Source organism: Flavobacterium gyeonganense, from assembly GCF_029625295.1.
GTDB classification, from domain to species: domain Bacteria; phylum Bacteroidota; class Bacteroidia; order Flavobacteriales; family Flavobacteriaceae; genus Flavobacterium; species Flavobacterium gyeonganense.
Genome location: NZ_CP121112.1, coordinates 1,400,174 through 1,422,358, shown reverse-complemented (window position 1 = coordinate 1,422,358; position 22,185 = coordinate 1,400,174). Strand labels below are relative to the sequence as shown.

Below are 22,185 nucleotides of genomic sequence, written 5' to 3'. Positions count from 1 at the left end.
TATGAAAAATATATACTTTCTTCTTTTCTTAATTTTATTAGGCTGTAAATCTACTATTTCATCAGTCGGAGAAAAAACTTCAAAGGAAACCGCTGTTGAAAGCAATTATTTGGTTGAACAGAATGAAGTCTCAGATTTTTTAAAATATCTTTCTTCTGATGAACTCGAAGGAAGAGAGACAGGAACGAGGGGGATTGAAAAAGCAGCTGTTTTTTTAGAGGATTTTTTTAAAAAGAATAATGTAAAGCCTTATTTCAGTACGTATCGTGATACGCTTACGAATTTTAAGTCGCCGGCATATAATATTGTGGGATATTTAGAAGGAAGCGATCCTGAACTCAAAAAAGAGTTTGTGATTTTAAGTGCACATTATGATCATATTGGTTTACTGAAAAACAAGCAGGATGATGTGATCAATAACGGTGCAAACGATGATGCTTCCGGAGTAACCGTAGTTGCAGAAATGGCTAAATATTTCGCTAAGACAAAATTAAATAAAAGAAGTATCCTTTTTGTGTTTTTTTCAGGAGAAGAAAAAGGATTATTAGGATCTAAAAGTTTAGTGCAAAAGCTTAAAAAGAAAGATTTTAATTTATACGCCCAGCTCAATATTGAAATGGTTGGCGTGCCAATGAAACGCGATTATCTGGCTTATATCACAGGTTTTGATAAATCAAATATGGCCGAAAGCATTAATCAGTACACCGGAAAGAATACAATTGGCTTTCTTCCAAAAGAAGCCGAATATGAGCTTTTTTACCGTTCTGATAATTATTCTTTTTATGAAGCATTCAAAAAACCGTGTCAGTCCATAAGTACTTTTGATTTTGAGAATTTCGAATTTTATCATCATCCGTCAGATGAATTTCAGGTGATGAATATTCCGCATATCACTAAATTTATACAGGAATTTTTGCCGGCGGTTACACAAATAACAACAACTCCAACGCAAGAAATTACAATGACTAAATAAAGATTCTTTTTAGAAGATTTGATTATTTTTGTGGCATGAAAAATATTATTATTACTGGAACGAGTAGAGGAATTGGTTATGAACTGGCTTTACAGTTTGCCAATGCAGGACATAATGTTTTAGCGATTTCCAGAAAAATTCCACAGGCTCTTTTAGAAAACCAAAATGTAACCTGCCTTTCGGTTGATCTCGCAGATGAATCACAACTCGATATTGTAAGCGATTTTCTTTCTTCGACATGGAAAAAAATAGATGCTGTGGTGCATAACGCAGGTGCTTTGCTTTTGAAACCTTTTGAAGAAACCACTCAGGCTGATTTTGAAAGTATTTACAAAGTGAATGTTTTTGCTGTAGCTAATCTGACCCGGATTTGTTTGCCATATCTTGAAAAAGGCAGTCATGTAGTAACCATTAGTTCGATTGGCGGAGTGAGAGGCAGTCTAAAATTTGCAGGTCTTGCAGCTTATAGTTCAAGCAAAGGGGCTGTTGGTACCTTAACAGAATTATTAGCTGAAGAATACAAAGAAAAAGGCGTTTCATTCAATGTTCTCGCATTGGGTTCCGTTCAGACTGAAATGTTAAACGAAGCTTTTCCTGGTTATCAGGCACCCATTTCTGCAGAAGGAATGGCAACTTATATTTATGATTTTACGCTTAATGGGAATAAATATTTTAATGGAAAGGTGCTGGAGGTTTCTTCGACAAATCCGTAGATTAAATTCCAATTTTTAAAACCTAAATTCCAAATACATCTAACTTTTAACAGAAAACATTTTACTAAGATTGAGCGAAACATTAGCCAAATATATCCCCGAACATGCCGTAAAGCCTGTTTTCGATTTGATAGTTGCCAATCAGGTTCATCTTAAAATCGTTAACGAGCGTCAGACACGCCATGGTGATTACAGGAGAGGACCAAGTGGCAAACATGAAATAACAGTCAATGCGAGTTTAAATAAATATCGTTTTTTGATTACGCTTATCCATGAAATTTCTCATTTAGTAGCTTTTGAAAAGTTTGGACGGAATATTAAGCCCCATGGGAATGAATGGAAATTGACCTTTCAGCGATTAATGATACCCTTTATTCGTCCGGAGATTTTTCCAAATCAGATTCTTCCCTTATTGTCGAGACATTTTAAAAATCCTTCGGCAAGCAGTGATACCGATACCACTTTATCATTGGCTTTGAAGCAATATGATAAAGAAAATGATAAAAATTATGTTTTTGAAATTCCGTATGGCAGTGTTTTCAGAATTAAAAATGGAAAAATATTCAAGAAAATAGCTGTCAGAACAAAACGTTTTGAATGTCTCGAAATTAGTACCGGCAAATTGTATCTTTTTAATCCAAATGCTGAAGTAGAGCTGATAAATATTCAATAAAGAGAAATTAAATTCCAAATATAGAAATTCCAAATTCCAATTACACTAAGATTGGAATTTGGAATTTTAAAGATTGAATTTTAAAGATTTTATCCTTTCAAATAAGCTTCTCTTACCTTTTTAAATAAATTCGAAGAATAAACAAATTTAACAACTGCCTCATTTTCGGTTGTAAAGATTTCTTCTTTAGTTCCCTGCCAAGCTTTAAGGCCTTTCTTTAAGAAAACAATATTCTCACCAATCTCCATTACAGAGTTCATATCGTGAGTGTTGATTACCGTTGTAATATTGTATTCTTTTGTAATTTCCTGAATCAAATTATCAATTAGAGTTGAAGTATTTGGATCAAGACCAGAGTTTGGCTCATCACAAAACAAATATTTGGGATTGTTTACAATGGCACGCGCAATAGCCACACGTTTTTGCATACCCCCTGAAATTTCAGAAGGGAGCTTTTGATGTGCATCAACTAAATTTACCCTTTCTAAAACAAAATCAACACGTTCTTTGATTAGGGCTTTATTATTATTAGTGAACATTCTTAACGGGAAAGCCACATTTTCAGCAACGGTCATCGAATCGAATAATGCGCTTCCCTGAAAAACCATTCCGATTTCGGTTCTTAATTCTCTTTTTTCATCCGGATCTAAATCAGAATACACACGTCCGTCAAACTCTATTGTTCCTGAGTCGGGCGTGTGAATTCCTAATAAGGTTTTCAATAAAACTGTTTTTCCGGATCCACTCTGGCCAATTATTAAGTTGGTTTTTCCGGTTTCAAAAACTGTCGAAACGCCTTTTAAAACTTTGCTTTCACCAAATGATTTTTCTATGTTTTTTACTTCTATCATTATCCTAATAATAATTGAGTTAATATATAATTTAGAAGAATGATACAAACTGATGTCCATACAAAGGATACTGTACTTGCCTTACCAACTTCTAATGCACCGCCTTTCATATAATACCCGTGAAAAGATGGAATTGTAGCCAACAACATCGCAAAAATCAAAGTCTTAATAAAAGCATATGTAATGTGGAAAGGGATAAATTCCATTTGAGCTCCCTGGATAAAATCCTGACTTGTAGAAAATCCTCCATAAGCACAGGCAAGCCATCCTCCAAAAATTCCCAGAAACATACTGATTCCAATAACAAACGGATACATTAATAAAGCTATTATTTTTGGGAAAACCAGATAGTTTAAGGAATTAACACCCATAACTTCAAGAGCATCAATTTGTTCGGTAACACGCATAGTTCCAATACTTGAAGTGATATAAGAACCCATTTTTCCGGCCATAATTACCGAAATAAAAGTAGGTGCAAATTCCAGGATTACAGACTGACGTGTCGCAAAACCAATTAAATATTTTGGAATTAACGGATTAGTTAAGTTTAAAGCAGTCTGAATAGCTACAACCCCGCCAATGAAGAAAGAGATAAAACAAACAATTCCGAGGGAGTCAATTATTAAATCGTCGATTTCTTTGAAAATTAATTTTTTCATTACAGACCATTTAGTCTGTTTGTTGAAAATTTCTTTCAGCATTAAAAAATATTTCCCTACCTGGGATAAATAACGAACTAACATCATAGTTTTACAAATATTGGCTAAGGTAAAAAGAAGTTATGAGTTTTGGGTTATGACTTTCCCTTTTTCGGTTGCTTTCGCAATCAAATTAACTTTTGTTTCATTTTTTGAAAACGATACTTTTTTATAAATTTAGCCTGCTCAGGGGTAACCAATAACGGGGTTTTTGCATTTTTTGCCTTCCAGAAACCTCTGATATAATCTAAAAAAAGAAATGGTTTTTTCTTCATCATGGCCAGTTTTGCAGAAGCAATAGCTGTAATCCAAAAGCCATAACCTATAGTATAAAAAGCTTCGCCTTGTTTATAGCGGGCTGTTTTGTTGTAATTGGCACCGGTTGGTTTTAAGTGTTTTACGTGTAACGATTCGTCTGTTACAATTTTCCAGCCGTAATATTTACACAATAATTCATCTACCGTGTCCCAGCCCATTGCAGGACGTAATCCTCCAATCTGATTGAAGGTTTCTTTACGGTATGCTTTTAAAGCGCCGCGAATATGATCTTTGTCAGTTAAATTTTCTAAAACCCAGTCACCGTTTTTTTCAATATAACAAAATCCTCCAGCCATTCCAACTTTTGAATCGGATTCGAAATGTTTAATAATGGTTTCGAAATAGTTTGGAGGAAAAATTAAATCACCGTCTATTTTTACAATGATATCATATTGTGAATCTAAAGTTTCAAAACCTTTTTGAAAAGCCTGAATGACTTTACTCCCCGGCATGTGAATCGCATCTGAACTTTTGTTGACAACAGAAATAAACGGATTTTCTTTTGCAAAACTCAAAACTACTTCTTCTGTTTTATCTGTTGAATTGTCATTTACGACAACCACTTTTGATGGCAAAACTGTTTGTGAAACCAGAGATTGTAAAGTCAGACCAATTAAATCCTGTTCGTTGTGTGCGGGTATGACGATGTAATATTTCATAAAATAATTATCAATTGTAAATTATTAATTATGAATTTTTTCTGCGTACACAATATAATATCTGTTTGTAAAACTGCGTAAAAATGGTCTTAAACCGAATTTTTTAACCGGATTGGTCCATTTTTGTCTGTCGATGATTTTCCAGCCGGTTTTTTCCAGAAGCCAGTCCAGCTGCCAGTCTTCAAATTCGTGGTAATGTCTGTCCCACATATCTGTTTTAGATCGATAAGCCGGAGAAAACCATAAGCGCATCGGAATCGAAATCAAAAGTTTATCCGATTGGATTTCTTTCAGGATCGTAAACGGATTCAATAAATGTTCGAAAATTTCGAAAGCCGTTACCACGTCTGTCTTGTTATTTTTGAGACTTTCCTGATTCAGGTCTAAATCTTCTCCAGTCGTATTTTTTACTGAAAAACCGGCTTCTTTCATGATTTTTGAAAACGGATTTTCAACCCCTAAATCAAGGATTGTTTCAGATGTTTTGATGTGTTTTTGTAAAAACTCCAGGGTAAGTTTGAATCTTTTATTTGGAAACGTTTTTTCGTACATAATATAGATGTGAACCAGGCAGGGCCAGTTCTTGATTTTATGATTAGGTGGCAAATATACAAAGATATCTTCTAGTTTTGGTGTTTTTTAGCCCGGATAGAAATGAAAAGCCCACGACTTAAAAAGTGTAGTTTTTACAGGTTTAAAGAAGCGACTGGAAGAAGCTTTTTTAAGGCAAAAAAAAACACATTTTTTAAGTGTGGACTTGTAATGGATAGCCGGAAGAGCTATTTATAATTTAATATCTGTACACAAATGCATTGACATTCATTCCTGCTCCAACCGAAGCAAAAATCACAACATCTCCTTTGTTAATTTCGTGATTTTCGATTTTGCCCTGAATTAACAGGTCGTATAAAGTTGGTACGGTGGCAACACTGCTGTTTCCTAAATCATGGATACTCATAGGCATGATGTCTTTTGGAGGTGTTTTGTCATATAGTTTATAAAAGCGTGCAATGATGGCTTCGTCCATTTTTTCGTTTGCCTGATGGATAAGGATTTTTTTAACCTCATCGATAGCAATTCCGCTTTTATCCAGACAGTCTTTCATGGCGCACGGAACATTGCTTAATGCAAATTCGTAAATTTTACGCCCATACATTTTGATGTATTTTATATCCGGATCCAGATCAGGATTGTATGATTTACCGAAGAAAAGAAAGTTGGCTTCATCATTTGCAAAAGTGGCACTTTCGTAAGATAATAATCCTGCTTCGTCATTTGAGGCTTCTAAAATTGAAGCTCCGGCACCGTCTGAATAAATCATCGAATCACGGTCATGATCGTCAACAACTCTTGAAAGGGTTTCTGCGCCAATAACCAAAACTCTTTTTGCCATTCCGGATTTGATGAAAGCATTCGCTTGCAATACGCCTTCAATCCATCCCGGACAGCCAAAAAGTATATCATAAGCCACACATTTTGGGTTTTTGATATCCAGTTTATGTTTCACACGGGTTGCTAAACTCGGAATCATATCTGACTGAACAGTTCCGGATTTGACATCACCAAAATTGTGTGCAAAAATGATATAGTCTAAAGTCTCTTTGTCGATATTAGCATTTGCAATGGCTTTTTCGGCTGCAAAAAAAGCTAAATCAGAAGTTATATGCTGATCTTCGGCATAACGACGATTTTCTATTCCGGTGATGCCTTTGAATTTTCTTATTACAGTTTCGTTTGGATATCCAAAAGGAGTTCCATCTTCATTTAAAAAAACATGTTTGTCAAAATCGGTATTCTTAACTTCTTTTTGCGGAATATAGCTTCCTATACCTATTATCTTTATTTTCATTACTTCTTTTTTCCAAAATTTTAGCTAATTTATAAATAAATATATTATTACAACTATAAAAACTATTATGCATGCATATAATTATGGAATAGTAATTTTTTTAGTAATATACTGTCTATTTTTCAATGAAATAAGAGTTTTGACGAATTTTGAACCTTTATAATAAAAAAATGCTCCGACAAATCGAAGCATTTTAATGTATTAGGTAAATTTGAAAAAATTAGTAAGAAATCAAGGTTGTAATACTTGATGCAGGCAAATTGATTCCAAAGTTACCGCCGGAAACAGCAATATTATCAGCTGCTAAATTAGATGAACTGGTTGTTTTGTAGCGATTAAACCCTGTTATTGATATATTGCTGTAACTAAAAGGCTGATACGTTATTTCGGAATTGTCATTTATAGCTACAATAACTAATTTATTGTCTTTTTTGTATGCCGTAATATAAACACCAGATGAAGGGTTTGCTGTACAGTTAACTTTATTAAATCCAGGACGAATCCATCTGGAGAAATGTGCCATTGCGTAACCGCGTTTTGTAATGTTGCCGTTTTCATCAAGCAGACCATAGCTTCTTCTTATATACCACCACGTATACATACTGTAACCTGCAACCATACACTTGTGTATTTCTTTAGCAGTGTTCATAGCACCTGTCCAAATATTAGCATCGTTTGTGTCTGTAATATGCTCTGTCATCCATACTTCTTTTCCAAAATTTACATATGTCGGATTTGCGCCGTATATGTGACCAGCAATATAACTGGTTTTGTTTTTGGCTGTTGTGTTGCTCAGGTAAGTATTAATATAAGTTGTATTCATGTTAAAAGGTTCTGGGGCCATTATTTTAGTACCACAGTTATCTCCCTGGGCAGCAACAAAATTTGCAACTTCTGAAGCTGTCAACTCCATTGATTCATAACTTACATTAATGTTTGGTTCATTTATTGGGCTAATTGCTGCAACTCCTCCTACAGTTGTATTGAAATTTTTAAGGTGTTGTGCGTAAGCAGCATAAGAACTCGTTTTTAGTTTTCCTGCCACAAGATTGTTATTGTCTTTCATTGAAGCCGGTGCAGTCCATGAAGACGCTATGATGGTTGCTCCGTAGGATTTAGCCGCATCAATTGTTGCTTTTTCTGCTGTCCAGTCAGAGCTGTTAGGAGAAATTCTGACTCTAAGGACGCTTAGCCCTAAACCTTCAGTGGTTGAGAAAGCTTTAACTTTTTGACTTGCAGTCAAATCAGCTACCCAGCCCCTGATGTTGGCTCCGCCAAATCCTCTAATGTATTGCTGGACACTAGCGGGCTCAATAGTAGCATTAGAACTTACTTTACCGGTAAGATTGGTAGGTTTTGTATCCTTTTCTGTAGTTGTGTTTTCAATTACTGCTGACTCTTCATCTTTTGAACAGCTCGTAAATGTTAAAACACTAATTAATAATAAAGATGCGATTCTTTTTTTCATAATAATGGTTTTTGAGGTTAAATATTTAGCTAATATAATAATAAAAACAACCGATTGTGAGAAAAATATTAAATTTTTTAATCGTAAATTTTTAATTATTAATATTTTAGCTATTTTATTTGCTACATAAACCTATTAGGTGTTATTAAAATACTAAAAATTCAACAACCGATTGTAATACAAATAGGAAAAAAGGATTAATTGGTAATTAGTGCTGAAATAACTATAAAATGAGTGTTTTAAGTAAAAGTCAATTTTATCAGAGAGGATACTTAGTAATTACACTAACAAAAAAGAGCTACCGATTAGTAGCTCTTTAATAAGGGATTTTTAAATTTTTATTGTTTAAAATGGAGTTATTTTTTAATTTTCCATATAAGCTTCAATAGGAGCACAGCTGCAAACTAAGTTTCTGTCTCCGTAAGCATCGTCTACACGACGAACTGATGGCCAGAATTTATTTTCGGCAATGTAATCTAATGGATAAGCTGCTTTTTCTCTTGTATAAGGGAAATCCCAGTTGTCAGTAGTTAACATGGCTAATGTGTGCGGTGCATTTTTCAATACGTTGTTTTTATCATCCGCTTTTGCTTCTTCAATCTCTTTTCTGATTGAGATAAGCGCATCACAGAAACGATCTAATTCTGCTAAATCTTCAGATTCTGTAGGCTCGATCATTAAAGTTCCTGCAACCGGGAAAGAAACCGTTGGAGCGTGGAAACCGTAATCCATTAAACGTTTTGCGATATCACCAACTTCGATTCCGTTTTCTTTAAATGAACGGCAGTCTAAAATCATTTCGTGCGCTGCTCTTCCGCATTCTCCTGTATAAAGAATTGGATAGTGTCCTTCGAAACGTGCTTTCATATAGTTAGCATTCAAGATTGCGTGTTCTGTAGCACTTTTTAATCCTTCAGCACCCATCATTGTGATATAACCGTAAGAGATTAAACAAACTAAAGCAGATCCGTAAGGTGCAGAAGAAATAGCTGTAATTGCCTGCTCACCGCCAACATTTAAAATTGGATTTGTTGGTAAGAAAGGAACTAATTTTTCGTTCACACAGATTGGTCCAACTCCAGGTCCACCGCCTCCGTGAGGAATAGCGAAAGTTTTGTGTAAGTTTAAGTGACAAACGTCAGCACCAATTGTAGCAGGATTTGTTAATCCAACTTGTGCGTTCATGTTGGCACCGTCCATATATACTAATCCGCCGTTATCGTGGATTAATTTTGTGATTTCAATAATTGAAGATTCAAAAACGCCGTGAGTAGAAGGATACGTTACCATCAAACAAGATAAATCATCTTTATGTTCAATCGCTTTTTCTCTTAAATCTTCTACATCAATATTGCCTTCTGGAGTCGTTTTAGTAACTATGATTTTCATTCCAGCCATCGCTGCAGAAGCAGGGTTTGTTCCGTGAGCCGATGAAGGAATCAAACATACATTACGATGCCCTTCGTTTCTTGACATGTGGTAAGCACGAATTGCCATTAAACCAGCATATTCTCCCTGAGCTCCAGAGTTTGGCTGTAAAGTTGTTCCGGCAAAACCAGTAATTACATTCAATTGCTGTTCTAATCTTTTAAGCATTGTGATGTAACCTTCTACTTGGTCAACTGGTGCAAATGGGTGAATGCTGTTCCAGTTTGGCATTGATAAAGGCAACATTTCTGAAGCTGCGTTTAATTTCATTGTACAAGAACCTAATGAAATCATTGAGTGATTCAATGATAAATCTTTACGCTCTAATTTTTTGATGTAACGCATTAACTGACTTTCCGAATGATGATTGTTGAAAACATCATGCGTTAAGAAAGAAGATGTTCTTTCTAATGAAGCCGGTAATTGACTTGCTTCTGATAATTCAGAAACTGTGAAAGTTTCTTTTCCTAAAGCTTCGGCAAAAATTGCAATAATTTCGTTGATGTCTGCAACAGAAGTCGTTTCGTTGAATGAAATCGAAATACTATCAGCATCAGGATAGAAGAAGTTTACTTTGTTTTTCTCTGCAACAGTTTTTACTTTTTGAGCGTCAGCTTTTACTAAAATAGTATCAAAGAAAGCTGTGTTAGTTTGGGAAACTCCTAATTTATTTAAAGCTTCAGCAACAGTAACTGCAGATGCATGAACTTTGTTTGCAATATATTTCAAGCCTTTTGGTCCGTGGTAAACCGCGTACATTCCAGCCATAACGGCTAATAAAACCTGAGCCGTACAAATGTTTGAAGTCGCTTTTTCACGTTTAATATGCTGTTCACGAGTTCCCAAGGCCATACGTAAAGCTCGGTTTCCATTTACATCAATAGAAACTCCGATAATACGACCTGGCATAGATCTTTTGTATTCATCTTTAGTTGCAAAAAATGCAGCGTGAGGACCACCGTAACCCATTGGAACACCAAAACGCTGAGTAGTTCCTACAACAACAGCCGCTCCCATTTCTCCCGGAGAAGTTAAAGTTGCTAATGATAAAATATCAGCAGCAAAAGCCACTTTTATTTCGTTTTCTTTTGCTTTAGCAACAAAAGCTCTGTAATCGTTTACCTGACCGTATTTTCCCGGATATTGTAAAATCGCTCCAAAAAACTCATTTGAGAAATCAAAAGTTTCGTGGTTTCCAATAACTAATTCAATTCCGATTGGAGTTGAACGTGTTTGAAGTACAGATAAAGTTTGAGGTAAAATTTCTTCAGAAACGAAGAATTTGTGTGTATTGTTTTTCTTTTGGTCACGAGTACGAACGTCAAATAATAACGCCATAGCTTCTGCAGCAGCCGTTCCTTCATCAAGTAAAGAAGCGTTTGCGATTTCCATTCCGGTTAATTCGATAACAGTAGTCTGGAAATTCAAAATAGCTTCCAAACGTCCCTGAGCAATTTCTGCCTGATAAGGTGTATAAGCTGTATACCATCCTGGGTTTTCAAAAATATTTCTCTGAATTGGAGCCGGGACGATAGTCGGGTGATAACCTAAACCAATGTAAGATTTAAATGTTCTGTTTTTCTTCCCTAAGTCACGAATATGATTGGCATATTCGAATTCTGTCATTGCAGGATCTAAATTCAAAGGTGCTTTTAGACGAATGTCATCCGGAAGTGTTTCATAAACCAGTTGTTCAATCGAGTCAACTCCAATGGTCTTCAACATGTACGGAAGATCGGTTTCTCTTGGTCCAATGTGTCTTAAAGCAAAAGCATCTGTTCTCATTTGTAGCTATCTAATTTTTAAAAGAATGTAATTTTATGTTTGTATTCTTTAATTTGTTCAGAAGAACACAAGCTTTATTACATTTTATAGTAAATGTGTTGTTTTTTTGTGGCGCAAAATTAAGTATTATTAATAATTTAATGGGTATTTTTAACTTCAATTTTTATGAATTTTTCAACCAATAGGCGGGTTTGTTAACAATTGATTAGATTTGAAGGATGAAACTATTGAAACAGATATTCGATTTTTACTTAAACAGCAGTATTCACGTGGCTTTGTCGTGTTATGCTTTGGTACATATCACATTTCATGTATTTCATATTGAGTATAATGAAGCGATGGCTCTGTTTGTTTTTTTTGGAACAATTGTGGGGTATAATTTTGTTAAATATGATGCGCTGGTTCGTGTTAAGAAAAATCCAATCGGAATTCAGCTGAAAATTATTGCTGTTTTAAGTTTTATTTCGGTGATTTTGTCCGGTTATTACTTTCTGCAATTAGAGCAAATTACTCAAATTGTCTCCTTCGCAATTTTTGCTGTTACGGCACTTTATACGCTTCCATTTTTTCCCAATAGAAGAAATGCCAGAAACTGGGCGGGCGTAAAAATTTACATTGTGGCCATTTGCTGGGTGGGGGCAACATTGGTTTTGCCTTTAATCAATGCGGGAGAAGGATTAACATCTGATTTTTTTATAAAATCGATTCAGCGTTTCGTATTGGTTTTTGTACTGATTTTGGTTTTTGAAATTATTGATTTAGCCAATGATGACCCGCATTTGCAAACCGTTCCACAAACAATTGGAGTAAAAAGAACTAAACTTTTGGGTTTTTTATTACTGATTCCGTTTTGGTTTTTAGAAATTTTGATTTCTACATTTAATTACCGTGATGCTATAATAAATCTTATTATGGTTATAATGCTGATGCTTTTTATTTTCTTTGCAAATCCCAGCCGTTCTAAATATTATACTTCTTTCTGGGTCGAAAGCGTACCGATTCTTTGGTGGCTTATGATTATGTTTCTGTAAATTATAAAATCATTTTTGATAGATTTCATTGTTTGCTTCTTGAGGGAGTAGTATTTATTTTTTAAGCCAATGATCCTGCCTCTTTTAATAACTTCATGTGAATTTTTCATCTTTTCATGACCAATAATTTCCATCTTATAACATTTTTTAATTAAACCCTATAAATCATATATAGTTTTGATATAGAATGTATAACACATTATTGTTCAGTTGTTTTTGGTATTGAATAGAATGTGTAATGAAAATCAGTGGAGCAGATCCCACTAAAAAAACGAGGCGGTTCTGAAAAGCCTTACGAGTAAGAAAATATTAAATTGAAAGTTATGTCAGATTTATTAGCAGGTGCTTATTTAGCAAAAGGCACAATCGGAAATGTTGGAATGCCAGGTGCTCCAGTTGCATCATTTAGCTTAGTAGTAGTACCATCACAGCATTCTGTATCAGGTACAGTGGTAATTACTCAGGCTGTACAAGGTCCTGATAGTCATATCGTAGTACCAGTAACTGGAAAGATATTTGCAACCGGCATAGGAAATGTTACTCAGGTTGTTGGTTTAAGAGGACAGTATGTGCATGCAGTTCCGTCACCGGCAATTGGATCTTTTTTAGCAAATTTTGATGCTCATTTAGCTATAGACAACGAATGGAATGGTACTGGTGGTTTTTCATATTTTGGACATAATGTGGAAGATGTACCCGTAAAAGCTGTAAACCAGGCTGAATTAGTATAAGTAATTTCAGCTATTAAATATATTTTAAAAAAAGCTAGTCTTTTCTATTACGAGAGTATTTTTAAGATTAAGAAAAAATTAAATCGTTTAAAGAGTTTGTTCGTGCTAAACACTAATAACCGCTAACAGATTATGCTTTTTTGGGGGAAAGTTAATCCATTTTGACGGGGATTAAAGTTGTTGTTTTGGATTACTCTATTTATTTTCAGCTATTTTTTTGAGAGTTTTATTTCTTTCCAATAGAAAATAAATCAGATGTTTTTTTAAAAACAGAGTATCGAATAATTTTCCGATAATGCCAAACGGAGTTTCATAGTGCAGTTGATCTGTCATTATGGTGACTCCGTTTATTTCTTTAAAAAAATGCTCATTTTTGAACGTTTTGAATTTTCCTTCTTCCATTTCATCTACAAAATAATCATAAAAAGTCATTACTGTGATCCGGCTTTTATGAGTCAGGTAAAATCCGAAGTGTTTGCCACGCCAGGTTACGGTTTCATTTAAACTAATTAAACCAGAAGTCACACCGGCAATCGCTTTTTCATTTGAAGCTGTAGATTGTTGATGAATTTCAATGTTTCGGGAGACATCAAAAACGGTTTTTAACGGAGCATTTATTTTTGTGGTTAGTTTATGGTTGTCATTAGTGTAATAAATTTTGAAAAGCCTTGTCAATACTTAAAAACTTAAATTCAAAACCATTTTCCAATAATCGTTTCGGAATCACATTTCGACTTTTCAAAACCAGTTCCGTTTCTGTTCGAATAAAATATGAACCGATTTCCAATAAAAATTTACTCATAGGAATGCCAAAAGGAAAACCAACGGCTTTTCTAAGTTTCTGCATGAAATCAGCATTTCGAATGGGTTGTGGAGAAACAAGATTTACAACTCCTGTCATTTCTTTTTGAATGATAAAATCAACCGCATTTACAAAATCCTCTTCATGAATCCAGCTGACAAACTGATTTCCTTTTCCTTGTTTTCCGCCAAAACCAGTTTTTGCTAAAGTCTTCAGCGGAATAAAAGCACCGCCGTTTTTTCCTAAAACAATAGAAGTTCGCAAAGCAGTTTTTAAGGTTTTTGGCGTTTCAGTTTTAAAGAACGCTTTTTCCCATGAAAGCGCCACATTGATAGAGAAATCATTTCCGATTTCGCCATCCGTTTCATCCATTTGTTTGTCTAATGAAAAACGATAGATGGTTGCTGTCGATGAATTCAGCCAGTGTTTCGGCGGGTTTTTGCAATTCAAAACTGCTTTGTTCAGAATTTTGGTGCTTTCAATTCGGGATAAAAGAATCTCTTTTTTGTTTTCTTTGGTATAACGGCAATCTACTGATTTTCCGGCAAGATTGATTAAAACTGTTGCATTTTCCAATTCCTTTTCCCATCCTGAAAATGTTTTGGCATTCCAGTTTACATGTTTAATTCTGTTAATTGTTTTTGAGTTTCCTCTGGTCAGTATTACGATTTCCTCAAATTTATCTTTGAAATGATTTATAAGAGCCTGTCCTAAAAATCCGGTTCCTGCTGCAATTACGAGTTTTTTCATTTGTGTAATTTTTTTGCCACAAATTCCCGAATTTTTGATTTTCATTTTTCAATTCGTGAATTCGTGGTGAATATTTTAAATATTAAGCTTTAAAAACCAATCTTTCTTCTTGCTGCGCTTCTTTGGCTTTTCTTTTTCCTCTAAAAAAGAAATACAAATTAAAGAACAACATAATTCCCAGATAAATAGAAAATCCGCCAATTTTATAACTTAATTTTTCGATTAATTCCTGATAACTGTTTTCACTGATATTCATTTGAAGAATCATAAGCGCAAAACCAATATTTAAAAGATAAAAACCGGTTTCAAAAAGTCTGTTCGTTGCATCGGCTATATCTTCACGGCCTTTAAAAATATCCAGCATAAAGATTTTGCCATTTTTGAAAAGCGTTTTAGAAACATAATAAGTAAGGAATAATGCAATTGGTAAATAAATACTGTAACCGATTAAGATTTTTGTAGTTTCCATAATATTTGATTTTAGTTGTTATTTAATGAGTTTATGAATGTACTTTGTTATAATTATAATGTTTAAATAATGGAGGACTGATATAATAAAAATAATAACAGCCGTTTTGAAGCAGATGATTTCAGTCAATTGCGTGAGCGATATTATCTTTTGCCAGGAAATCAATGTCATGGCACAATAGCCAATATTTAAAAGATAGTAGCCTAATAGTAAAACCTGATTGATTTTTTGACAGATATCAGCGTGATTTGGAATCAGTTCTGCGACATAAATATTTCCGTTTTTGTAGCAGATTTTTCCAACTCTCAGGATAATAAATATTGTAATGCTGAGATAAATGATATAGGCAATGATGTTGAGGTTCATATATTAGCTTTTTTATAAATTAATACAGAAAAATATATTGCCAATATTGGAGGAAGGGCAAATTGAGTAAATTCCAAAATAGGCATATAGATAATATTTGAGTTGCATATCCAACAAAAGAAAAATAAGCACACACCAGATAAATACCATTTTAGCATGTTGTCTTTGGGGTCGTAAAATAAAAGTGATACACCTGAAACAACTTGAAACAACCCAATTATTGGTGTAAACATTAACCCATAACCAATTAAATTTCCACTGCTTTCTTTTGTTATAAAACCTAAAGCAATAAGGATAATTGAAATTCCAACTAAAAAAATGTTCATGTAGTTTAAAATTTTCATAATTATAGTTTGTTTTAAACTTTCAGAAAAAAATGAAAGTTTTATTTAAATTTTTTTAAGTTGTAGAATTACTTCATGATTTTCATAACCAATTTCCCTAGCCAGTTATCATTGAATTCAGTCATTTTATCCAACATATTATCAGCTTTTAACACAAAGTCGTACAATTTAGTAGTCTGATCTACAAAATGTTTTTCTTCCGCTGAATCTTTTGCTTCAATAGTAGAAACTTCTTTTAAGATTTTTAGCGCTGGTTTGATTTCTCTTTTACTTCTTTCTCTCGAAATTTTTACCGCTAATTCGTCTAAATCTTTCTCGGCAGTAAAAAACTCTTTACGTTCTCCGGCTTTGTATTCCTTGTAAACAATTCCCCAATCCATTAAAGCACGAAGGTTCATACTGGCGTTTCCTCTGGAAATCTGTAATTCCTCCATAATTTCTTCCATAGAAACAGGTTCGTTGGAGACCATTAATAAAGCATGAATCTGTGCCATAGTTTTATTAATGCCCCATTGAGAACCTAATGCCCCCCAGTTTTGAACAAACTTATTTTTTGCTTCTTTGAATTCCATGAAGCAAATGTAAGTAAAGTTTTTAAACTTTCAAAAATAATTGAAAGTTTGTTCTTGAAGAGTGATTTTTCTTAAAGAATAATCTTATGCCTTGTTTTTTGCATTTTATAACAAGGAATCTTCTTTTTACAACATTATATATTTAATTATCTGTTTATCAGACATATTTTTACAAATAGAAAATCAATTGCAGTGGAGCAGACCCACTAAAAAAACGAACTGTTAGCATTCAGAAAATAATGCTAGGCGCAACCTGAAAAGCCTCATGAGTAAGGACAAACCAACAAACAAGTTAATATTATGGAAACTTTACAAGAAATTTTACACGAGAAGGTAACGGTAAATGCTATTGGTACACCAGCAGAATATGATGTTTATGCAGAATATATGTCAAATATTATTAAGCAGCTTCCTAATCCAGGAAAATTGAAATTGTTAACTAATACTTCAAGTGCACAAGCATCTTTCTTCTTTTTAGATGACGTAACAAGTGCAGTTAATGGAACTTTATATAATAATGTATTGAACCAGAGAATTAAAGGAGAAGGAAAACTTAATGATGTTGATCAAGTTGGTCTTACACAAGAGTCCTTTACTAACAGTTATCTTAGTGTTTATACAAAAATAGGATATCAATTATCTCCAGCTGATAAGGCAACTCAGCAAGAAATTAATTCTGCTGTTGCATCAACTGTAAGATCACTTACTACGATTTGGAACAATTGGTGGGATGCAATTCAGCCAAAAGATGTGAATAAGCTTAATGACACTAATACCAATATAGCTTTGGTACAAATGACTAATACTTTGAATACAGTTTGGGTTAATCCTGACTTCAAAGATCTAATAAGAAAAGATCCTTCTTATCCTTATGTTCATCTGAATGACTTTGGTAAAATCTACAATGAAATGCCAGTCTCAGTTCCTAAACAGATGAGAGACTATATAATTGAAGTGTTTAACAAGTCTGGTGCAGCAGGAGCTATTACTGCTGATATTGCAAATGCAACACAAACTCTTGCAGGTATTATCAATAATATTCAAAACCCGACATTAGGTGCTTCTGGAAATGGCGGAATGCCAATTACCGGATCAAATAATCCAATTCCTGGATTACTTTTTGAGCCAGCGAGACCAAATGCTTTAGTTGCGCAGCTTAGAGCTAATCCACCTTCTTCTATATATCGATTTTCAAGAAAGATTACAAGATCTAGCGAAACGACATTAGATGTTCAAGCTTCTGCAGGTGGAGGAATCAGAATTCCATTCTTGTCATTCTTTTCTTTTGGAGCAAGTGGAGGAGTAAAATCAAGTATTTTTGAAAATACCTATTCAGGTTCAGACTTTAGAGTAGAAATCGTAATTAATAATGCGACACTGAGCCCGCTTATGAGCAGCAGTCCATTACTTTACAACATCTCAACTAAACAAGGCTGGATGTCAACTTCTCCAGCAAAAGACGCAATCAAAAATGGATATCCGGCACCAACAGGTATTACTGGTTATGTGTTTAACAGTGAACCAAATTTTAAATTTGGAGAAGGTGAAGATTTTGGATATGTTAATTCATTAGTATTTAGCCAATTTCTTGAAATCAGTATTAGTTTCGAAAAATGTGACAGCAAACAAGTCAGAAAATATTTTGAAGAGCATGTTGATACTGGCGTATACTTTTTAGGGATTCGTTTAGGAGGTGCAAGTCAATCTTTAAGCTACAGCTATACTTATAGTGAAGAAACGGCTACTTCTATCAAAGTTACTGTAAAACCAGAAGCTCCTGGGTATATTCCTGGAACTGACAGTATCATTCAATCATTATCTCAATTAGTTGCAGTAGGGGTACAATATCCTTTTGCCTAATTTATAGTTCTTGAAATAACTTAAAAAGAGGGTTGTTAATCATGCTCAATGATTGATAACCCTCTTGTCATTATGCTTCAATTTTATAATTTAAATGAAATTAATAATGGAAACTTTTCTAAAGGACATTGATGACAGTGCATACGCTAAATATGTGCCTGATGATACTCCAGAATATCCAATTTACGCAGAATATATGTCTAATATTATTTTGCAGCTGTCAAAATCAGGCAAACTGCAATTTTTAACAGGAACATCAAGCGGGCAGGCTTCTTTTTATTATAAAAGCCCTGTTAATGGGGCTGTTAATGCTAGCTTATATAATAATTTTTTAAACCAAAGAGTATCAGGACAAGGAATGCAGTATGGTGTAAAACAAGTGGGTTTGTCATCAGACTCATTTATAAACAGCTATCTAAGCGTTTATCTGAAATTGGGTTATCAATTATCTCAAAAAGACAAAGCATCACAAGAAAAAATATATAGAGACGTTTCAACTACAGTAAGAAAAATTACGTCATTGTGGAATACTTATATAAATGATTTTAAACCAAAAGGTGTTTTAAAACTAAATGAAACAAACACAAACATTGCATTAATTCAAATTACTGATGTATTAAATACAGTATGGATTAATCCTGAATATATTCTGATATTAAAAAATGATCCGTCATATCCTTACGATCATATCGATGAATTTGGAAAAATTTATAATAAGATTCCAGAAACAGTTCCTAAAGAAATGAAGGAATTAATGATAGAAATTTATAAGCTCTCAGATACCGCTGGGGCAGTTACAGCAGAAATTGCTTATGCAGCTCATACAATAGCTATTATAATTTATAATTTGAAAATACCTACCAACGAAAATAAAGGGCTCCCTTTGACAGGATCAAGCAGCTTAATTCCTGGATTAGCTTTTAATCCTATGCCTGAAGACATTATTACTCAGTTGAGTAATTCGCCCGTTGTTTCGTATACAAATAAAAGCGATGTAGATAAATTACCTTTAGATCTTTTGAAAGTTAAGATGCAGGATTTAGAAGAAAAAACTATCTCACCATTAAAATTTTTGTCTAATACTTTGGAAAGCGGAGAAATTAGCAGTGTTTTTAAAAAAACATTCTCGGGTTCATCCTACATCGTAAGAGCAATCATCAATAATCCTGTTATTAAACCGCTGACGGGAATAAATCCTGTACCTTTTGATATTCTGTCAAATACCGGCTGGATGAATCCTGAACCAGTAAAAGAAGCAATTAAACACGGATATCCGCCTCCACTAGATATTACGGGTTATGTGTTTAATAGCGAGCCAAATTTTAATTTTAAAGAAGGTGGAGATTTCGGATATATAAAAGGTATTGTTTTCAGTCAATTTCTAGAATTATATATAACATTTGTAGACTGCAATGTAAAAAAAGTGAAAAATTACTTTCAGGAAAATAAATTATCAAATTTTAGTTTTCTTGGAAAACCAATAGGAAATCCATCAGATACATCACCTTATATGTGCGAAATTGAATCTGAAACGAATACAACTGTATCAGTAATCATTAAACCACCGCCACCAGGATACATCCCTCCTGATTATGACATTACAAATTCTTCCTGTCAATTAATAGCGGTTGAAGTTGTTTATCCATTCGCAGATTAAATTTTATTGAAGAGTTTTTATCGTTAATCTTTTTCACGGCAATAATTTAAAAATTATTTTTTAAGAGTTGTAAATTTATGTTAATTGAAGATTTGAACTTTTATTTAAGGAAAGGGAAAGATATTTTTGTAAAAATCACTTTTTTATGGAATTATACTACACCTTTTCGGTACTTATTGTACTGGCTTCTTTCTTCGCCTATTTAAACCTAAGATTTTTAAAACTTCCGGGAACGATCGGAATCATGATTATTGCGATGCTGGTTTCAGTAGGGATTCGTCTTTTAGGAGATTCTTATTTTCCTGCGACTACAAAACATTTTTTTGATTTGATAAAAGAATTTGATTTCAATGCGATTTTAATGGGCGCAATGTTGAACTTTCTTTTATTTGCAGGAGCACTTCATGTAAATATGTCTGATCTTAAAGAGCAGAAAGTTCCCATTATGATTTATTCTACTATAAGCGTTGTACTATCAGCTTTAATCATTTCAATCCTGCTTTATTACATCGCGCCAATTTTAGGAATAAAAATTCCTTATATATTTTGTTTAGTCTTCGGAACATTAATATCTCCAACTGACCCAATTGTGGTGTTGGGAGTTTTGAAAGAGGCTAAAGTCCCTAAAAGAATAGAAACCAAAATCGTTGGCGAATCTTTATTTAATGATGGAGTAGCAGTAGTGATGTTTGCGGTTGTTCTTAAAATGGCTACTGATCCTACATTTGATGCAACTTTAGGCTCGATTACCTGGTTATTTATCAAGGAGGGAATTGGAGGACTTTTATTGGGAGTTGTTTTCGGATTTACAGCATCGAAGGTTATGAAGAAAATAGATGATTATAAAGTTTCGGTTTTAATCACGCTTTCGATAGTAACAGGAGGGTTTTTAGTTGCCCAGAGCCTTCACGTTTCAAGTCCGCTGGCAATGGTAGTTGCGGGATTGATTATTGGGAATTATGGTAAAAAAGTAGCCATGAGTGAAGTTACTAAAGACTATCTGGGAAAGTTCTGGGAACTTATCGATGAAATACTAAATGCTGTTTTATTTTTATTTATTGGTTTTGAATTGTTATTGCTGCCAGATTTGAACAAACAATTACTAACAGGTTTTGTTGCCATTTTTATAGTACTTTTTTCAAGATTGACCTCTATAGTTTTGCCATGGCAATTTTTCGATATATTTAAGTTTTTTGGAATCAGATCAGCCTACAACAAAGGTTCTTTGATGGTTCTGGTCTGGGGCGGAATTCGCGGTGGAGTTTCAATTGCACTGGTGCTTTCTATGCCTGAAGGAGAATATAAAAACCTGTTGCTAGAAGTAACTTATATTGTCGTTTTATTTTCAATTGTTGTTCAGGGATTAACAGTTGGAAAACTGGCAAAACGGGTTTTAGAAAAAGAGTAAATAATGAAGATTTCTATCTTGTCTTTAAACTACAAACCCTACAGTTAATTCGTAGGGTTTTGTTTTTTTATCGTTTGTCTTCTTTGGAATAATTTGAAGGACCGTTAATATTTATTGGATTGCCTAAAAAGTGTGGTTCACGATTTCGCAAAACATCAAAAAAAGACTTGAAAGTAGATAAATATTCCCGGAAGCAGACATATTCGTAACCGCGGTATTCTCCTTTATTTGCAGAATAACCAACAGATTTTATTCCAAGTTGTTTTCCAATATAAATCGCTCTGTTTAAATGATATTTTTGAGAGATTAAAGTTGCCTTTTTTATTTTAAAAATATATTTCGCTCTGTACAGGGTAGAATAGGTATCGAAACCGGCATAATCAATAAAAATTTTTGTGGTGTCAACTCCATGTCGGTAACAATAGTTTTTCATCACTGTTAATTCATCGTACTCCTCGCGGCCATTATCTCCTGAAAGTAATATTTTATTGATTCTTTTTGCTTTGTACAAACGGATTCCGGCATCGAGTCTGTCCTTAAGATATTTACTGGGCTGATCCCCGTTGATTCCGGCGCCAAAAATAATTCCAACATCATTTTTAGGAAACCTTCTCAAAGAATGATGAATATACTTTTTGGTAGATGATTTTACGTGATAGTTTACAGAAATAATTGTAATCAATCCGATAATGGCAAGGTAAAATGCTATTTTTAAATACTTTTTCAAACTGAATTTTTTTATAAGATTAAGCCAAAATTTAAGTCAAGATAAGTAAAATT

Annotated in this window: 22 protein-coding genes; 8 read left to right on the top strand and 14 right to left on the bottom strand. The window is 33.8% G+C overall.

Annotation, left to right across the window (positions count from 1 at the left end):
• The first annotated feature begins 1 nt into the window (after position 1).
• The 3 genes from P5P89_RS06260 to P5P89_RS06250 all read left to right on the top strand — a co-directional run bounded on the left by P5P89_RS06260 (position 2) and on the right by P5P89_RS06250 (position 2,359).
• Positions 2-973, top strand: coding sequence for a M20/M25/M40 family metallo-hydrolase (locus P5P89_RS06260; protein ID WP_278011186.1), 972 nt, complete (start codon positions 2-4; stop codon positions 971-973).
• A gap of 35 nt (positions 974-1,008) precedes the next feature.
• Positions 1,009-1,686 carry an SDR family NAD(P)-dependent oxidoreductase gene (locus P5P89_RS06255; RefSeq protein WP_278011185.1) on the top strand — a complete coding sequence of 226 codons (678 nt, stop codon included), beginning with the start codon at positions 1,009-1,011 and terminating at the stop codon, positions 1,684-1,686.
• Positions 1,687-1,756: 70 nt separating this feature from the next.
• Complete coding sequence (locus tag P5P89_RS06250; protein ID WP_278011184.1) at positions 1,757-2,359, top strand: SprT-like domain-containing protein; 603 nt, start codon at positions 1,757-1,759, stop codon at positions 2,357-2,359.
• A gap of 89 nt (positions 2,360-2,448) precedes the next feature.
• Here the strand turns inward: P5P89_RS06250 and P5P89_RS06245 are convergent, their stop codons facing one another.
• From P5P89_RS06245 to gcvP, 7 genes are all read right to left on the bottom strand, one after another.
• Positions 2,449-3,210 (bottom strand): ABC transporter ATP-binding protein, encoded by a 762-nt coding sequence (locus tag P5P89_RS06245; protein ID WP_278011183.1) that lies wholly within the window; start codon positions 3,208-3,210, stop codon positions 2,449-2,451.
• A complete protein-coding gene (locus P5P89_RS06240; RefSeq protein ID WP_278011182.1) occupies positions 3,210-3,956 on the bottom strand; it encodes an MlaE family ABC transporter permease in 747 nt (248 codons plus the stop codon). The genes P5P89_RS06245 and P5P89_RS06240 overlap by 1 nt, the downstream gene beginning before the upstream one ends.
• An 80-nt stretch (positions 3,957-4,036) precedes the next feature.
• The gene (locus P5P89_RS06235; RefSeq protein WP_278011181.1) at positions 4,037-4,885 is read right to left on the bottom strand and encodes a glycosyltransferase family 2 protein; all 849 of its coding nucleotides are present in this window, start codon (positions 4,883-4,885) and stop codon (positions 4,037-4,039) included.
• Between the two features lie 24 nt (positions 4,886-4,909).
• Complete coding sequence (locus P5P89_RS06230) at positions 4,910-5,437, bottom strand: methyltransferase domain-containing protein (protein WP_278011180.1); 528 nt, start codon at positions 5,435-5,437, stop codon at positions 4,910-4,912.
• Positions 5,438-5,675: 238 nt separating this feature from the next.
• On the bottom strand, positions 5,676-6,734 hold the full coding sequence (locus P5P89_RS06225) for a 3-oxoacyl-ACP synthase III family protein (RefSeq protein WP_278011179.1): 1,059 nt from the start codon (positions 6,732-6,734) through the stop codon (positions 5,676-5,678).
• 220 nt (positions 6,735-6,954) lie between these two features.
• Positions 6,955-8,202, bottom strand: a complete 1,248-nt coding sequence (locus tag P5P89_RS06220) for a glycoside hydrolase (protein ID WP_278011178.1) — start codon at positions 8,200-8,202, stop codon at positions 6,955-6,957.
• A 363-nt stretch (positions 8,203-8,565) separates the two neighbouring features.
• Complete coding sequence (gene gcvP / locus P5P89_RS06215; RefSeq protein ID WP_278011177.1) at positions 8,566-11,415, bottom strand: aminomethyl-transferring glycine dehydrogenase; 2,850 nt, start codon at positions 11,413-11,415, stop codon at positions 8,566-8,568.
• Between the two features lie 218 nt (positions 11,416-11,633).
• Between gcvP and P5P89_RS06210 the strand changes: the two genes are divergently transcribed.
• Together P5P89_RS06210 and P5P89_RS06205 are read left to right on the top strand one after the other, a co-directional pair.
• A complete protein-coding gene (locus tag P5P89_RS06210) occupies positions 11,634-12,446 on the top strand; it encodes a hypothetical protein (RefSeq protein WP_278011176.1) in 813 nt (270 codons plus the stop codon).
• Between the two features lie 323 nt (positions 12,447-12,769).
• Positions 12,770-13,177, top strand: a complete 408-nt coding sequence (locus P5P89_RS06205; protein ID WP_278011175.1) for a DUF1842 domain-containing protein — start codon at positions 12,770-12,772, stop codon at positions 13,175-13,177.
• 195 nt (positions 13,178-13,372) lie between these two features.
• On the opposite strand, the gene P5P89_RS06200 is transcribed toward P5P89_RS06205, so the two are convergent.
• The 6 genes from P5P89_RS06200 to P5P89_RS06175 all read right to left on the bottom strand — a co-directional run bounded on the left by P5P89_RS06200 (position 13,373) and on the right by P5P89_RS06175 (position 16,480).
• On the bottom strand, positions 13,373-13,852 hold the full coding sequence (locus tag P5P89_RS06200; protein ID WP_278011174.1) for an SRPBCC family protein: 480 nt from the start codon (positions 13,850-13,852) through the stop codon (positions 13,373-13,375).
• Positions 13,821-14,729 carry a TIGR01777 family oxidoreductase gene (locus P5P89_RS06195; protein WP_278011173.1) on the bottom strand — a complete coding sequence of 303 codons (909 nt, stop codon included), beginning with the start codon at positions 14,727-14,729 and terminating at the stop codon, positions 13,821-13,823. The genes P5P89_RS06200 and P5P89_RS06195 overlap by 32 nt, the downstream gene beginning before the upstream one ends.
• A gap of 82 nt (positions 14,730-14,811) precedes the next feature.
• The gene (locus P5P89_RS06190) at positions 14,812-15,198 is read right to left on the bottom strand and encodes a hypothetical protein (RefSeq protein ID WP_278011172.1); all 387 of its coding nucleotides are present in this window, start codon (positions 15,196-15,198) and stop codon (positions 14,812-14,814) included.
• 18 nt (positions 15,199-15,216) lie between these two features.
• Entirely contained in the window at positions 15,217-15,564 is a 348-nt protein-coding gene (locus tag P5P89_RS06185; RefSeq protein ID WP_278011171.1) for a hypothetical protein, read from the bottom strand.
• Positions 15,561-15,908 carry a hypothetical protein gene (locus P5P89_RS06180; RefSeq protein ID WP_278011170.1) on the bottom strand — a complete coding sequence of 116 codons (348 nt, stop codon included), beginning with the start codon at positions 15,906-15,908 and terminating at the stop codon, positions 15,561-15,563. Before P5P89_RS06180 ends, P5P89_RS06185 begins: the two co-directional genes overlap by 4 nt.
• A 68-nt stretch (positions 15,909-15,976) precedes the next feature.
• Positions 15,977-16,480 carry a GbsR/MarR family transcriptional regulator gene (locus P5P89_RS06175; RefSeq protein ID WP_278011169.1) on the bottom strand — a complete coding sequence of 168 codons (504 nt, stop codon included), beginning with the start codon at positions 16,478-16,480 and terminating at the stop codon, positions 15,977-15,979.
• Positions 16,481-16,780: 300 nt separating this feature from the next.
• Between P5P89_RS06175 and P5P89_RS06170 the strand changes: the two genes are divergently transcribed.
• The 3 genes from P5P89_RS06170 (at position 16,781) to P5P89_RS06160 (ending at position 21,405) form a co-directional block, all read left to right on the top strand.
• Positions 16,781-18,340: a hypothetical protein gene (locus tag P5P89_RS06170; protein WP_278011168.1), complete on the top strand. Its 1,560-nt coding sequence runs from the start codon at positions 16,781-16,783 to the stop codon at positions 18,338-18,340.
• 106 nt (positions 18,341-18,446) lie between these two features.
• Positions 18,447-19,997, top strand: a complete 1,551-nt coding sequence (locus P5P89_RS06165; RefSeq protein WP_278011167.1) for a hypothetical protein — start codon at positions 18,447-18,449, stop codon at positions 19,995-19,997.
• A 145-nt stretch (positions 19,998-20,142) separates the two neighbouring features.
• On the top strand, positions 20,143-21,405 hold the full coding sequence (locus P5P89_RS06160) for a cation:proton antiporter (protein WP_278011166.1): 1,263 nt from the start codon (positions 20,143-20,145) through the stop codon (positions 21,403-21,405).
• A gap of 67 nt (positions 21,406-21,472) precedes the next feature.
• On the opposite strand, the gene P5P89_RS06155 is transcribed toward P5P89_RS06160, so the two are convergent.
• Positions 21,473-22,132 carry a SanA/YdcF family protein gene (locus P5P89_RS06155; protein ID WP_278011165.1) on the bottom strand — a complete coding sequence of 220 codons (660 nt, stop codon included), beginning with the start codon at positions 22,130-22,132 and terminating at the stop codon, positions 21,473-21,475.
• Positions 22,133-22,185 lie beyond the last annotated feature (53 nt).